Source organism: Psychrobacter sp. bablab_jr014 (genome assembly GCF_016464015.1).
GTDB lineage: Bacteria > Pseudomonadota > Gammaproteobacteria > Pseudomonadales > Moraxellaceae > Psychrobacter.
In genome coordinates, this window is the sequence record NZ_JACDXT010000045.1 from 26,088 (window position 1) to 40,387 (window position 14,300).

Annotated in this window: 11 protein-coding genes; 6 read left to right on the forward strand and 5 right to left on the reverse strand. The window is 47.5% G+C overall.

Annotation, left to right across the window (positions count from 1 at the left end; all coding sequences use genetic code 11):
• Positions 1–293 precede the first annotated feature (293 nt).
• From queE to JIE71_RS09755, 3 genes are all read right to left on the reverse strand, one after another.
• Positions 294–1,016, reverse strand: a complete 723-nt coding sequence (gene queE / locus JIE71_RS09745; RefSeq protein WP_199508522.1) for a 7-carboxy-7-deazaguanine synthase QueE — start codon at positions 1,014–1,016, stop codon at positions 294–296.
• 300 nt (positions 1,017–1,316) lie between these two features.
• Complete coding sequence (gene dapD, locus JIE71_RS09750; protein ID WP_199508523.1) at positions 1,317–2,138, reverse strand: 2,3,4,5-tetrahydropyridine-2,6-dicarboxylate N-succinyltransferase; 822 nt, start codon at positions 2,136–2,138, stop codon at positions 1,317–1,319.
• Positions 2,139–2,335: 197 nt separating this feature from the next.
• Positions 2,336–3,271, reverse strand: a complete 936-nt coding sequence (locus JIE71_RS09755) for an alpha/beta fold hydrolase (RefSeq protein ID WP_199508524.1) — start codon at positions 3,269–3,271, stop codon at positions 2,336–2,338.
• Positions 3,272–3,693: 422 nt separating this feature from the next.
• On the opposite strand from JIE71_RS09755, the gene JIE71_RS09760 reads away from it, so the two are divergent.
• Genes JIE71_RS09760 through JIE71_RS09770 form a run of 3 tightly spaced genes read left to right on the forward strand, consistent with a single transcriptional unit; the run spans position 3,694 to position 7,259 of the window.
• Positions 3,694–4,707 carry a TAXI family TRAP transporter solute-binding subunit gene (locus JIE71_RS09760; protein WP_199508525.1) on the forward strand — a complete coding sequence of 338 codons (1,014 nt, stop codon included), beginning with the start codon at positions 3,694–3,696 and terminating at the stop codon, positions 4,705–4,707.
• A gap of 49 nt (positions 4,708–4,756) precedes the next feature.
• Positions 4,757–5,230: a DUF1850 domain-containing protein gene (locus JIE71_RS09765; RefSeq protein ID WP_228284631.1), complete on the forward strand. Its 474-nt coding sequence runs from the start codon at positions 4,757–4,759 to the stop codon at positions 5,228–5,230.
• Positions 5,202–7,259, forward strand: a complete 2,058-nt coding sequence (locus tag JIE71_RS09770) for a TRAP transporter permease (RefSeq protein ID WP_199508527.1) — start codon at positions 5,202–5,204, stop codon at positions 7,257–7,259. Before JIE71_RS09765 ends, JIE71_RS09770 begins: the two co-directional genes overlap by 29 nt.
• A gap of 87 nt (positions 7,260–7,346) precedes the next feature.
• On the opposite strand, the gene lipA is transcribed toward JIE71_RS09770, so the two are convergent.
• Entirely contained in the window at positions 7,347–8,393 is a 1,047-nt protein-coding gene (gene lipA, locus JIE71_RS09775; RefSeq protein WP_199508528.1) for a lipoyl synthase, read from the reverse strand.
• A gap of 384 nt (positions 8,394–8,777) precedes the next feature.
• Here lipA and acnB point away from each other — a divergent pair, with 384 nt between their 5' ends.
• From acnB to JIE71_RS09790, 3 genes are all read left to right on the forward strand, one after another.
• Positions 8,778–11,381 (forward strand): bifunctional aconitate hydratase 2/2-methylisocitrate dehydratase, encoded by a 2,604-nt coding sequence (gene acnB / locus JIE71_RS09780; RefSeq protein WP_199508529.1) that lies wholly within the window; start codon positions 8,778–8,780, stop codon positions 11,379–11,381.
• A gap of 243 nt (positions 11,382–11,624) precedes the next feature.
• Entirely contained in the window at positions 11,625–12,068 is a 444-nt protein-coding gene (locus JIE71_RS09785; RefSeq protein WP_228284632.1) for a PACE efflux transporter, read from the forward strand.
• Between the two features lie 280 nt (positions 12,069–12,348).
• Entirely contained in the window at positions 12,349–13,173 is an 825-nt protein-coding gene (locus tag JIE71_RS09790) for an alpha/beta fold hydrolase (RefSeq protein WP_199508530.1), read from the forward strand.
• A gap of 54 nt (positions 13,174–13,227) precedes the next feature.
• Here JIE71_RS09790 and JIE71_RS09795 read toward each other — a convergent pair whose 3' ends face one another.
• Positions 13,228–14,250: an HpcH/HpaI aldolase/citrate lyase family protein gene (locus JIE71_RS09795; protein ID WP_228284633.1), complete on the reverse strand. Its 1,023-nt coding sequence runs from the start codon at positions 14,248–14,250 to the stop codon at positions 13,228–13,230.
• Positions 14,251–14,300 lie beyond the last annotated feature (50 nt).

Sequence of the window (14,300 nt, forward strand, 5' to 3'; positions counted from 1 at the left end):
TATGAGCGCGTTTTTTAGGGCGTGTTGAACATTCGACCATGGCACTGACAGCGACTATTTTTTAGACGATTTGAGGTTAAAAATAATAAGTTTAGTCACTCTAAGCGTTTATTTTTAACGATGAAGCGGCAAAAAAGAGTCCTGTCCCCTGCTTTTATCGTTGGGGCTGATGCTAAAATTGCCCCATACTGCGTTGCAAATCTCGTTAAGGCATCTGCATTATCGTCACTTTGCGCCTTGTCTGGAACAATTTTAGCGATCAGCAGTGCCTATTTGCGAATGTTCAACACGCTCTATTTGCCTTTGGCATCTGCCCAAATGATTTTGTGCAGCTGCAATTGAAAGCGCACAGGCAGCGCATCGGTCAATATCCATTCTGCTAAGTCTTGCGCCAGCATGGGTACATCAGGGCTGCTATCGTCGTCTGCAACATTAAACATGGGCGAGAACCACACCGTGCCCACGCGTTCATCAAGCGCGTATCTGCGTAATTGCTCAACCGACCAGTCGTAATCGGCGCGATTCATAATCACGAATTTTAATTGGTCATGAGGGGTTAAATAGTCTAGGTTTGACCAAAGGTTTTTGTCCGCTTCACCTGAGCTTGGGGTTTTGATGTCCATCACTTTGCTGACCGCACTTGGTACATCCGCAACCGACAACGCGCCTGCGGTCTCAAGCGAAATCTCATAGTCTTTAGCGAGCAGCATCTTCATTAGAGCAATGGCATTGGGCTGCGCGAGTGGCTCGCCACCTGTTAGGCAAATGCGCTTGCACGGATAGCTGGCAACTGTAGTCATAATCTCATCAAGCGACTGCCGCTCACCGCCGACAAAGGCATATTCGGTATCGCAATACACGCAGCGCAGTGGGCAGCCTGTCAGACGAATAAAAATGGTCGGCAGCCCTGAGGTCAACGCCTCGCCTTGCAAGGAATAAAAAATCTCAGTCACACGTAGGCCTGCCGATGGGTCAGTCACAGCGATGCTGCTGTTGCGTAAAGGGTGGTCACTCATAATAGGTCTGTCTTAAAAGGTTGGCTGCGCTGTATTTATCAAGCGGGCAAAACGTGCCATAAATACAGGGTAATCAACAAAAAGGAACGTCTCAGACACGTCTTGATGCGTGCTAAAACTAAACTAGAAAATCGCAAAGATTGCGGCACAAAATTATAACGTATATCAGGCACATAGACTGTAAAAAAAGACGCTGAAGTCAGCCTCAGCGTCTTTTTTTTGCACTTAGTCTTGTCAGCAGTAACATAAGCACTTAGCGAATCGTTACTGCCATTAGCCCAATCGGCTTTTCATCAAAGCCTAGTCTAAGCGTAGCAGTTCGTTTACTGCAGTTTTGGCGCGGGTTTGTGCGTCCACTTTTTTCACAATGATGGCAGCGTATAGGCTGTGTGTGCCGTCTTCTGAAGGCAAGCTGCCTGGGACAACAACAGAGCCTGCTGGCACACGGCCACGATGAATCTCTCCTGTCTCACGGTCATAGATGCGCGTTGATTGACCGATGTATACGCCCATAGAGATGACCGAACCTTCTTCAACGATAACGCCTTCAACGATTTCAGAGCGCGCACCGATAAAGCAGTTGTCTTCGATGATGGTTGGGTTGGCTTGTAGTGGCTCTAGTACGCCGCCGATGCCCACGCCGCCTGATAGGTGGACGTTTTTACCAATTTGTGCGCATGAGCCAACAGTCGCCCACGTGTCTACCATCGCGCCTTGGTCAACGAATGCGCCGATGTTCACATAGGATGGCATCAGTACCGCGCCAGCGGCAACGAATGAACCTTTACGCGCAACCGCAGGTGGCACAACACGGACGCCTGCCGCTTTAAAGTCTGCTTCTGACCAGTCGGCAAATTTGGTGGGCACTTTGTCATAAAATTGTACGTGCTCGCCCGCTGGCATTGCGTAGTTGTCGTTTAGGCGGAATGACAATAGAACGGCTTTTTTCGCCCACTGATTGACGACCCATTCACCGTCTTTTTTCTCAGCGACGCGCAGGCTGCCATTGTCTAGCTGCTCAAGTACTGCGTTAATCGCATCGCGCACGTCTTGTGGCATGGTGCTTGGGCTGTAGTCGTTGCGGTTTTCAAAGGCTTCTTCGATGATTTGTTGTAGTGACATAACATATCCTAAATCAGAATAAAAACGGATGGCTGGGACGTGCCCTAGCGCATGGTTTAAAAATACGCAAAGATTGTAACATACCCATGAAATACATGGGTATCAAAGCATGGTTTATAACTATCACTCAGGCAGTTATTGTTATTTATTGAGCTATTTTTGGGATATTAAAGCCGTATAAGTAGCCGTCTCACTGATTACTTACGCTTGCGGCTACGCGCTTGCATCCAGCGCAAAATGTCGCGGTAAACATTCATAGACTGACGCTCGTTCAATGGCTCGTGACGCATATTGGGATACAGACGCGTATCGACATGGGTGAATCTTTGCTCACGTAAGCGTTTGACCACACGGCGCACACCAGCGCCCATATCGCCAACAGGGTCATTCTCACCACTGACAAACAGCATAGGAAAGTCTTTATCAATGGTCATTGCCCAGTTTTTATTGAGTCCTGCTTTCATCAGAGCAAATAGCGTCAAAAAACCATTGTTAGTAAAGTTAAAGCCCGTTAATGGGTCGTCTTCGTAAGCTTCGATATTGTCCGTATCTTCGCTGAGCCAGGCGTATTTAGACTCATTGGTTGACGCGCCCAGCTTTTGATTAAAGCGCTGGTTCATATAATCAGCAAAGGTTGCGTTTGATTTTTTGGGGGCAGCTTTCGCCAGCATCGCATTGACGGGTAGCATGACATTAACGAGTGGATTCAAATCCGCTGTGCCCATCAAAATCGCGCCTGAAAAGTCCTGCGCGTGGTGTTTTAGCACCGTACGCACGATAAATGACCCCATCGAATGCCCCATAATAAAATGCGGCGCGTCAGGATAACGGGTCTTTAAGGCGTCTGCCATGATAATCACGTCTTTGAGCAAGGCTTGTACAGGATGCGCCTCGTCGAAAAAGCCAAATTCTGCCTCACTTTTGACCGTCTGCCCATGCCCAAGCTGATCATAAGTCACGACAGCGATACCATTATCCGCCAAAAACTGCGCAAATTTATCATAACGACCGCTGTGCTCACACATGCCATGCACGATAAGTAAGGTCGCTTTGACCTCAGACTCAGGCGTAAAAAACGTATGGTGTAAATAATGGCTTTGGTTGGACGAGGTGATTTGCTCTTGATGATTCATGCGCGTAGCAGTCCTTGAATTATAGCTATAATAAGATAAACGACAAAAAAATTAATAACAAAAAATGATGCTCTATTATATAGGGGTGTTGATGGATTGTATAAACCCTTTGATTATGGCAGTCGTTATGATTTCTTGGTCAAAAAGTGAAAAATCAGAGCCATACGATGTATTAACTGTCTATCATCAACGGTGATAAAAAAACAGAAAGTTAGGAGAAAAAGTAAGTGTAGTAGCCTAAGTTATACAGTCAGGCATTTATTTATACCAAAAATTACTATAGTATAACTTTAGTGTAAAGGACTATCACGCTGAGTTTGCTGATACCCAATAGGCCACTTGTGGCTTGAAAGGTATTAACTGGCAGCACCGAACGACACGCTTTTGGTCTATATTATTGAATTATTTTCAAGGAAGAAATCATGCAAAAAATGTCAAAAACCTCATTGCTACTTTCAGCCCTACTTGGCGCAACCTTAACCCTAAGCGCCTGCTCCTCACCAAGCTCAGAAAACAGTGAAAGCACCACAGCAGACAGCAGTGCCACTGATGAAAACAAGCTAGATACCAAGTTTTTGACCATCGCGACAGGCGGTGCGTCTGGCCCCTATAATATCATCGGTACGTCACTTGCTGAGGTTTACAGCAAAACCTTTGGCGTTAACTCAAAAACGCAAACCACAGGTGCGTCTGTTGAAAACGTCAATCTATTGACGCAGGGTAAAGTTGACATGGCAATGGCGCTGAGCGACGTGGTCACCGATGCGATCGAGGGCAAAAACAACTTCGATAAGCCGATTGACAATATCCAACAGATCGCCGTCATGTATCCTAACGTGGTACAAATCGTGACCACCAAAGGCACTGGCATTAAAAATATCGAAGACCTACGCGGCAAACGTATCGCCGTTGGTGACCAAGGCTCAGGTACAGAAGTAAATGCGCGTACTTTGCTTGAAGGTTTTGGTATTACTTATAATGACGTCAAAGTTGATTATCTAGGTTTTGCTGAAGCGGCCGATGGTATGAAAGCGGGCAAAATCGAAGCGGCCTTCTTTAGTAGTGGTCTACCAAACTCATCACTAATGGAGCTGGAGCAGGGCGTCGACTTACAGCTTGTCAGCATTGACCAAAACAAGCTTAAAGAAATTATCGCCAGCAAGCCTTATTTCAACACTTTCGAAATCCCAGCAGGTACTTATGGCAACGACGCGGCAATTCCAACCGCTGCTATCATGAACGCACTATTGGTCAGCTCAGATCTGTCTGAAGAAGACGGTTATAAACTCACCAAGACTTTGTTTGAGAGCCTAGATACGCTAAAAACCGCGCACCAAGCGGCCAACGACATCAGTCTAGAGACAGCGCGTGATGGCATGGTTGCACCTATCCACCCTGGCGCGAAAAAGTACTATGATGAACAAGCTGGCAAATAAAAGGCTTTGGCTGTTTGCTTGCGCAATACTTATTGTTTTACTGTTGTGTTTGACCCTATGGAACGCTGCAACGCGTCAACCCGTTACTGAGGTTCGCGTTGCTGGTATTGATGGCGCGAGCGACAGCGTTTGTTATTTTAATGCGCCTAGTTTTGAGCTGCGCTGGATACATTCGGTGGAAAAACAATGGTGGGAGGAGCAGTACCAACGTCAAGAAGATGGGCTGCTACTGACCACCACTTATTTTGAAGCCTTCGGTGCTGGCACACCATCTACTGAGCCGCTCGCCTCTGTACAAAAGGCAGGCTATTTGGGTTACCAAATCAATGAAAAACTGCCTAAGCTCAACTGGGTAGTATCCAGACTGACCAAAGGTGAGATTGATTATGGTGGTCATCAGTTTCTTATCCATGAGTGGGTGCCAGACTATTCTGAAGTTGTGATTATGCCTAAGGCGTATCATTTTATTGATAGATTTACAAAGGACTTGTGTCATGAACTCCCAAGTGACGGATCACAATAAAGATTTACCTCTACATGCCAATACAGATTCTGACGCTAATGTGGACGCTGAACTTGAGGCGCAAGCCCATAATACCGCTATATTAGAAAAGTACGACCGAGAATCCATCACGCGGAATATTACCCAAGGCCCTGTAAAATATATAATTGCTGGGCTGTGTATTCTGTATTCCATTTTTCATTTATATATTACCTTTAACCCCATGCCTGCGCTGTTGCAGCGGGCGGTACACGTGGGTGTTGGTTTTGCCTTAATCTTCTTAATCTTTCCTGCCAGTAAAAAGAGTAGCCGCAAAAAAGTGGCTTGGTATGACTGGATTTGGTTTGTCCTATCCTTATCAGGTATGGGTTATTTGATTTATGAGTATCAAGATATTGTGACCTCGCGCGGCGGCATCGCCAATACCATGGATGTCATCTTTTCGATGCTTACGGTGGTTTGTGTACTTGAGGGCAGTCGCCGTATTACAGGATGGATTTTGCCAATATTGGCGGGGATATTTTTGGCGTACCCTTTTGTCAGTCACATGGACTTTATGCCTGATAGATTACTGACGCGCCCTTATGATATGGGCGATATTTTTGGGCAATTATTCCTAAAAACCGAAGGTCTGTACTCGGTCGCCATCGGTGCATCGGTGACGTTTATCTTCTTGTTCATTCTATTTGGGGCATTTTTGGCGCGCTCAGGAATGGGACAGCTGTTTAACGACTTAGCACTGGCGCTGGCAGGTCACAAAAAAGGCGGCCCTGCCAAAGTCGCGGTTATCTCCAGTGGCTTTATGGGCAGTATCAACGGCTCTGCGTTATCCAACGTCGTTAGTACGGGCGCGTTTACCATTCCCTTAATGAAAAAGGTCGGCTATCACAAAGACTTTGCGGGTGCGGTTGAAGCCAGTGCGTCTGTGGGCGGGCAGATTTTGCCGCCGATTATGGGTGCGAGTGCCTTTATCATGGCGGAGACGACGGGCTTGCCTTATAGCACGATTGCGCTTGCTGCGTTATTGCCAGCCATTTTGTATTATCTTGGCGTCATCGCGCAGGTGCACTTCCGCGCTGGCCGTCGCGACCTTAAGGGCATTGCTAAAGAAAGCTTGCCTGCGGTAAAAGAAGTCCTAAAAGCACGCGGTCACATGCTACTGCCGATTGTCTTTTTGATTTTCTTACTCATTCGCAATGTGCCTGTCGGTTATGCTGCTGCGTATACGATTGGTTTTACTATCGTAATTAGTATGCTGCGTAAAGAGACGCGCATGAGTTTTAAAGACATTTTGGGTGCATTTGAAGATGGCGCGCGCCAATCGCTTGCGGTGATGGCGGCGTGTGCGGTGGTCGGTGTGATTATCGGTGTGGTCAGTTTGACCAGCTTTGGTACGGTGATGACCTCATCTATCGTGACCTTGGGTGCAGGCTCGCTGCTGCTTACCTTAATACTCACCATGCTGGCCTCTATGGTACTGGGTATGGGGTTGCCGTCGATTCCTGCCTATATCATTACCGCAACCATGGCAGCACCCGCGCTGGCAGGTTTTGACATTCCGATTTTAGCGGCGCACATGTTTGTCTTTTACTTTGGTATTTTCGCCAATATCACGCCGCCTGTGTGTCTTGCAGCCTTTGCGGGGGCGGGTATCTCTGGTGGCGATCCGATGAAGACAGGGTTCTTGTCGCTTAAGCTGGCACTGGCGGGCTTTATTGTGCCATTTATGTTTATCTATAACCCCACGATGCTGATGATTGACCCGACAGGGCTTGCAGTCACCGCAAAAGACTTCCCGTTGCCACCGATTGTCGACATTATCACAGTTGTCGTAACCTCAATACTGGGCGTGATTGCCTTAAGCTCAGCGCTTGAGGGGTACTTTAAAGGGGAGATGAACGTCATTACGCGTATCGTCTTAGCTGTCGGTGCTTTATTGCTGATTTATCCCGAAATCACGACAGGTATCGTAGGGGCATTTATCGTCTTGGCTATTGCGGTTTGGAATGTGCGTAGCAGTAGAGTGCCTGTAGTGGCGCAGCACAGTTAAGTACATTGATAAGCATAAGAAAAGGGAGCAGTGTTAATGAGTGCTCCCTTTTTTATAAGACGATTACAAGTCGATAAACTTAACCGACTAGCAGCCTAATTTGCCTTCGGCTTCTAACGCTTTTTTACTTCGTATCGGTGCTGGACACTCTTCACCGTAATATTGGCGGTCAGCGAAATAGCTTGAGCGTACCATTGGCCCTGCCCAAACATTAAAGAAGCCAATCTTTTTACCGTAGTCCATATAGCGCTGAAATTCGTCAGGGTGGACATAGCGGTCTACAGGCGCGTGGTTTTTGCTTGGCTGTAGATACTGACCAATAGTAATCATATCCACATCGTGGGCTTTTAAGTCATCGAGTAGCGCGTAGACCTCTTCTTCAGTCTCGCCTAGGCCGACCATAAAGCCGCACTTAGTCGCGATGTCAGGACGGCGCGCTTTGTACAGTTTTAACAAGTCAAGTGAGTGCTGATAGTCCGAGCCTGGGCGGAATGCTTTATAAAGGCGGGGCACGGTTTCGATATTGTGGTTAAACACATCAGGCGCGGTTTCTGAGAGTAAATCAAGCGCGATGTCCATACGACCACGAAAGTCAGGCACGAGGATTTCAATCAAGCAGTTGGGGCTAAGCGCTTTTGACTCTTGGATGACTTCAACGAAATGACCTGCACCGCCGTCTTTTAAATCATCACGGTCAACGGAGGTGATGACAGCATATTTAAGCTGCAAGCCTAAAATGGTCTCCGCAGTATGACGCGGCTCGTCAGCGTCGAGCTTGTTTGGGCGACCGTGTGCCACATCACAAAATGGACAGCGGCGGGTACAAATATCACCCATGATCATAAAGGTTGCTGTACCGTCACCAAAGCACTGCGGCAAGTTAGGGCAGGCGGCCTCTTCACAGACGGTATAGAGCTTTTGCTGACGCAAGGTCTTTTTGATGCGCTCGACTTCGGCAGGCGATGACATTTTGACACGAATCCAGTCAGGTTTTTTCTTCGCCTCAACGGTCGGAATAATCTTAATTGGGATACGGGCAACTTTATCGTAGCCGCGCAGCTTTTCACCTTGAACGGCTTTTTTGGGTTTTGGCTGGCTGGCGGGGACGTGTGTTTGTACAGCTGTTGAGCTCATAAACGAATCCTAAACCCTTATAACAAAACGGGTTTTATTTATTTTGTAATGACAAGACATCGGGTGTTTAATCTGGCGATTATAACAAAATGAATCTTATTTTTCATCTTCTATCGAAAGGCGGTACGTGGTGTCGTCTTTGTTTATTTTGAATTGCATCAATAGCCATTAGAAGATAATAACGCAGGATGCGATTCATTCTTGATTATAGACAATAACAATAGCGATATTTCTCTACTAAATATTGGCTATGCCTCAAGCTTTGTCCTTTGGTCATTAACATTATTACCGTTTTGGGCTATATTGTGCGCAACCTTTTGCCGAGCCATAGGCTTTATTGTCTATCCCCGCTCGGTGTCGCCCATCGGAATAAGGAAGATTATTGTGTTAGAAGCTTATCGTAAGCATGTCGAAGAGCGTGCCGCACAAGGAACTGTGCCTCTACCATTAAATGAACATCAAGTCGCTGAACTGACTGAACTACTAAAAAATCCACCTGAAGGCGAAAGCGAGTTTCTATTAGAGCTGTTGACCCAGCGCGTACCTGCGGGCGTTGACCAAGCTGCGTATGTAAAAGCGGCATTTTTGGCTGCCATCGTTAAAGGTGAAGCCGAATCCCCCCTTATTAGCCGTGAACAAGCGGTTGAGATTCTAGGCACCATGCAAGGCGGCTATAACGTCCAGCCATTGGTCGCCGCGCTCGATGATGAAGCGCTAGCCCCACACGCTGCTGAAGCATTAAAAAAGACCTTGCTCATTTTTGATGCGTTCCACGACGTGGCAGAAAAAGCCGAAGCAGGCAACGATACCGCAAAATCAGTCATCGAATCTTGGGCCAACGCAGAATGGTTCTTAAGCCGCCCTGAAGTGCCTAAGAAAACCACTTATACCACGTTCAAAGTCACTGGCGAGACCAATACTGATGATTTGTCTCCAGCGCAGGACGCGTGGAGCCGCCCTGATATCCCGCTACATGCGTTAGCGATGCACAAAAACTCACGTGATGGCATCACTGCGGACGAAGAGGGCGTGCGCGGCCCAATGAAGCAAATCGAAGCCCTAAAAGAAAAAGGCTATCCGCTTGCGTATGTGGGTGACGTGGTTGGTACAGGCTCAAGCCGTAAGTCTGCGACCAACTCAGTGCTATGGCTGATGGGTGAAGACATTCCAAACGTACCAAACAAACGCGCTGGTGGCCTGGTGCTGGGTAACAACATCGCACCAATTTTCTTCAACACCATGGAAGATTCTGGCGCATTGCCTATCGAAAAAGTTGCGGTTGATAAGCTAGACATGGGTGATGTGTTCGACATCTATCCACATGATGGCAAAATCACTAAGCACGACTCTGATGAAGTGATTTCTGAATTTAAGCTAAGCTCGCCCACGCTATTGGACGAAGTCCGCGCTGGTGGCCGTATCCCGCTCATCGTCGGTCGTGGTCTGACCAACCGTGCGCGTGAATACATGGGTCTTGGTCATTCAGATGTGTTTGCAAAGCCAGAAGAGCCAGCAGATACAGGTAAAGGCTACACCTTAGCACAAAAAATGGTTGGCAAAGCCTGCGGTCTAGACGGCGTACGTCCTGGCATGTACTGCGAACCAAAAATGACCACCGTCGGCTCGCAGGATACCACAGGTCCGATGACCCGTGATGAGCTAAAAGATTTGGCCTGTTTGGGTTTCCAAGCAGATCTTGTGATGCAGTCATTCTGTCACACAGCGGCGTATCCAAAGCCTGTTGACGTTGAGACGCAGCACACCTTGCCTGACTTTATCATGAACCGTGGTGGCGTAAGCTTGCGCCCAGGCGACGGTATCATTCACTCATGGCTAAACCGTATGCTCCTGCCTGATACCGTTGGTACAGGTGGCGACTCGCATACTCGCTTCCCAATGGGTATCTCATTCCCAGCAGGTTCTGGTTTGGTCGCGTTCGCTGCGGCGACAGGTGTTATGCCACTGGATATGCCTGAGTCGGTACGTGTGCGTTTCGTTGGTGAGCGTCAGCCTGGTATCACCTTGCGTGACCTTGTACATGCGATTCCTTACCAAGCCATCAAAGAAGGCTACCTAACCGTTGATAAGAAAGGCAAAATCAACGAATTTAACGGTCGTATTCTTGAGATCGAAGGTCTAGAAGACCTAACGGCTGAGCAAGCGTTTGAGCTATCTGATGCCTCAGCTGAGCGTAGTGCTGCTGGTTGTACCATCACGCTATCTGAAGAATCGGTGACGGAGTATCTAAACTCAAACATCACCCTGCTTAAATGGATGATCTCTGAAGGCTATGGCGACGCGCGTACCATCAGCCGCCGTATCGAGCAAATGCAAGACTGGCTGGCAAACCCAAGCCTGATGCGTGCTGATGCAGACGCTGAATACGCCATCGACATGACCATCGACATGAGCGAGATCAAAGAGCCAATACTATGCTGCCCGAACGATCCAGACGATGCGAAAACTTTGGCTGACGTCGCAGGCGACACCATCGATGAAGTATTTATCGGCTCGTGCATGACCAACATCGGTCACTTCCGCGCGGCAGGTAAATTGCTACAAGACGTCCCAGCGGGTAGCCTGAAGACGCGTCTATGGATCGCACCACCAACTAAGATGGATGCACGCCAGTTGATGGAAGAGGGTTACTACAACGTGTACGCACAAGCTGGCGCTCGTACTGAGATGCCAGGCTGCTCACTCTGTATGGGTAACCAAGCACGTATCGCACCGAAGTCTACTGCGGTATCGACGTCTACTCGTAACTTCCCGAACCGTCTTGGTCAAGGCGCCAACGTTTATCTCGCGTCAGCTGAGCTTGCGGCCGTCGCTGCGGTACTGGGCAAACTGCCAACCAATGATGAATATCAGCAGTACGCAGGCATGCTAAACAGCATGGGCGATGAAGTGTATCAATACATGAACTTCGACCGTATGAAAGAATACACCAGCGAAGCGGACAAGATTAACGTCGCACAGTTGGCGTAAGCGCTATCTAAACTAACTACTGGTTAAAATAAGCAAACCCCGTATCGAAAGATGCGGGGTTTTTGCTGTATTTGTGAATGACCATAGCCAGTCGTTACGCACGCTGACTTCTCTCACCATTTTCTATATAATAGACAGACATGCAGGCGGAAACCGTGGCACTGCATTTTCTCTTTTTTATCTCTCGGGACGGGCCGATACTTTATTGGGCGCTTTTTAACAAGTGCTTTGGAGTCTTGGTTAATGATGTTATCTCCATTAAAACGTCGCATCGTGTATGTCATCACCTTTGAAATCATTGCCATTGCCTTATCTACCCTGATATTGATGAAGCTCAGTCATGGCGATGCTTCAGCGTCTTTATTGCTGGCCATCATTGTGTCATTGGCAGCGGTCATTTGGAACTTTTTATACAATATGGCTTTTGAGGCGTGGGAGCGTCGCAAACAGCAAATCCAGCGAACATTATGGACGCGCAGCATACATGCCATTGGCTTTGAAGGTGGCTTGGTGGTTATCTGCTTGCCGCTGTATATGATTTGGTATGATGTTGGCTTGGCACAAGCCTTTATGATGGAAGTGGCGCTATTGCTGTTCTTTTTGGTGTACACTTTCGTGTTTACGCTGATTTTTGACAAGATATTTCCGTTGTCTTATCAGCACAAACCACGTTCTACCTACTCATAGGGGCGTGTTAGAGATTACAAAAAGCCTGTATCATAACGATATGGGTTTTTTTATGTCCACGATTTACTGTGTTCAAAATTTTTTACATGATATGGACGTTGCCGCCTACTAAAAACTAAACGCTTGGGCTATGCTAAGTAGTCGTTTAGATAGTTAAGAAAATTTATATAATAAACACGTAGCGCAGTAAATAACGGACAGCGGAAGGTCACAGAACAAAATCATACGGCTTATTACTGCGTGGTAATGACTTTTTACTGATAAAGATAAAGGATGCGTTATGCCATACATTACCGTAAATGGTGCCAATCTCTACTTTGAGGACAGTGCACCTGACGATACGACCAAGCCCATATTGATGTTTGCGCATGGACTGCTTTGGAGCACGCGCATGTATGACAAACAAGTGGCGTATTTTCGTGACACCTTTCGCTGCATTGCCTTTGACTTTCGGGGTCAGGGCAAATCTGAGATTACCAAAGATGGCTACGACATGGAGACGCTGACCGAAGATACCATCGCTCTGATGGATGCATTACATATTAAGCAGTGTCATTTTGTGGGTCTGTCGATGGGCGGTTTTGTTGCGCAGCGTATTGCCATTTTTCATCCCAAACGCTTATCCTCTCTTATATTGCTTGAGACCACCGCCGATCCTGAAGACCCCACCCACATTGTCAATTATCAGCGCTTAATCAATGCCGTGCGCTGGCTTGGTGTAAAGCGGGTGAGCAGAAAAATTCTGCCTGTTTTATTTAGTGAGAGCTATTTAAAAGACCGCACACGTAAAGAAGAATGCCAATGGTGGCTTAAGCAAATCCAAGGCAATCATAAGGTGGGCGTGATTAAAGCGGCGCAAGGGGCGATCAAACGTAAAGGCATTTATGGGCAACTGGGCAAAGTGCAAACACCCACGCTGATTGTCGTGGGTGATGAGGACAATGCCATTCCGTATAAAAACTCTGAGCGTATGCATTTTGCCATTGCAGGCTCAAAGCTCGCTATCATCCATAAAGCGGGGCACACAGTGACGGTAGAAGCGCCTGATCAGGTGAACAAGCTGCTCCGCCATTTTTTAGAATATTGTGTCAAAGTGCCCACTTAAGCGCTTTTATTATTAGCAATAGCAGGCGGTGTGCGGAAGCATCACTTTTTCCACTTAATAGGCTTGCGGCGCACTATAATCATCGAGCGTACCAAAGACTTTGGCGCGCTCAATAATCTCGAACGCCCATGCGCGATGCGTGGCAGGCTCAAGCATGGTGTCATTAAACTTAAACACCGCTTTGGCTTCACTGTCCAAAATGGCTTTGGCTTCATCAAGCGTACTCATGGGTACGGCAAAGGCTTGATGTACAAAGGCAATCTGCGTTGGGTGAATGACTGTCTTGCCCACCAATCCCAAGCTAACATCCTGCGTCAACTCCTGCATAAACAGCGTTGGCTTGTCCAAATACTCAAATACAGGCGCGGTTAAATAAAAACCATGCGGCACAAAGCAGCCGAGCAGTCCGTATATCAATGTGCCAATCGGCGTCTGATACATAATACTGTCTTTTGGGCGGCGCAGACGCAAGGTCGCTAGCAAGTCATTACCGCCAATACGCAGCGCAAAAATAGGCTGGCTGAAGGCTTCTTTAAAAGCAATCGCTAGGTTTTGATTGTGCTCGGCATCAAATAGAGCAGCGGTTTCAAGCGTTGGCATAAGTAGCTGCTTTGATGGCAGATTTTGGCAAGCAATACGCCAATCAGACAGCCGTGACATATCGACTTTGGGCAAAACAAAGCCATCGACCAAGCCGATATGACGATGCTCAGCCAGTGTTTGTAGCATCGCAGGGTGGCGCGGACGCACAAAGACCAAGGGTCGGCTGCTAATGACACCATTGACCTCATGATATTCTGCCCATGTTGCTAATAGCTCTGAGAGCTGTGCCAGCGCATAGGGGACGTCTGCTTGTGACACAGCATCTTCTAAGCAAATAATAATGCTGTTGATGCTGGTCAGTTTTTTACGGGTAATTACTTGCCAAATATCCCCACGTGTCGCAGGCATGTATAGACTTGCCCCCAGCTGATAGGGGTGATGCGCCTCGGCACGAATGATGTCATGACGCTCGGTCACATGATGAAGATAGGACTGTGGATGACTAAAAGTCGAAAAAGAAAGCTCTGACATCATAGACGGTGGACTCGTAGGTCAATAAAACAAAAAAATACTATCGCTCGCTC

Excerpts from the sequence above, each read along its gene's own strand:
- queE (WP_199508522.1), bottom strand. The coding sequence starts at position 1,016 with ATGAGTGACCACCCTTTACGCAACAGCAGCATCGCTGTGACTGACCCA.
- dapD (WP_199508523.1), bottom strand. The coding sequence starts at position 2,138 with ATGTCACTACAACAAATCATCGAAGAAGCCTTTGAAAACCGCAACGAC.
- JIE71_RS09755 (WP_199508524.1), bottom strand. The coding sequence starts at position 3,271 with ATGAATCATCAAGAGCAAATCACCTCGTCCAACCAAAGCCATTATTTA.
- JIE71_RS09760 (WP_199508525.1), top strand. The coding sequence starts at position 3,694 with ATGCAAAAAATGTCAAAAACCTCATTGCTACTTTCAGCCCTACTTGGC.
- JIE71_RS09770 (WP_199508527.1), top strand. The coding sequence starts at position 5,202 with ATGAACTCCCAAGTGACGGATCACAATAAAGATTTACCTCTACATGCC.
- lipA (WP_199508528.1), bottom strand. The coding sequence starts at position 8,393 with ATGAGCTCAACAGCTGTACAAACACACGTCCCCGCCAGCCAGCCAAAA.
- JIE71_RS09785 (WP_228284632.1), top strand. The coding sequence starts at position 11,625 with ATGATGTTATCTCCATTAAAACGTCGCATCGTGTATGTCATCACCTTT.
- JIE71_RS09790 (WP_199508530.1), top strand. The coding sequence starts at position 12,349 with ATGCCATACATTACCGTAAATGGTGCCAATCTCTACTTTGAGGACAGT.
- JIE71_RS09795 (WP_228284633.1), bottom strand. The coding sequence starts at position 14,250 with ATGATGTCAGAGCTTTCTTTTTCGACTTTTAGTCATCCACAGTCCTAT.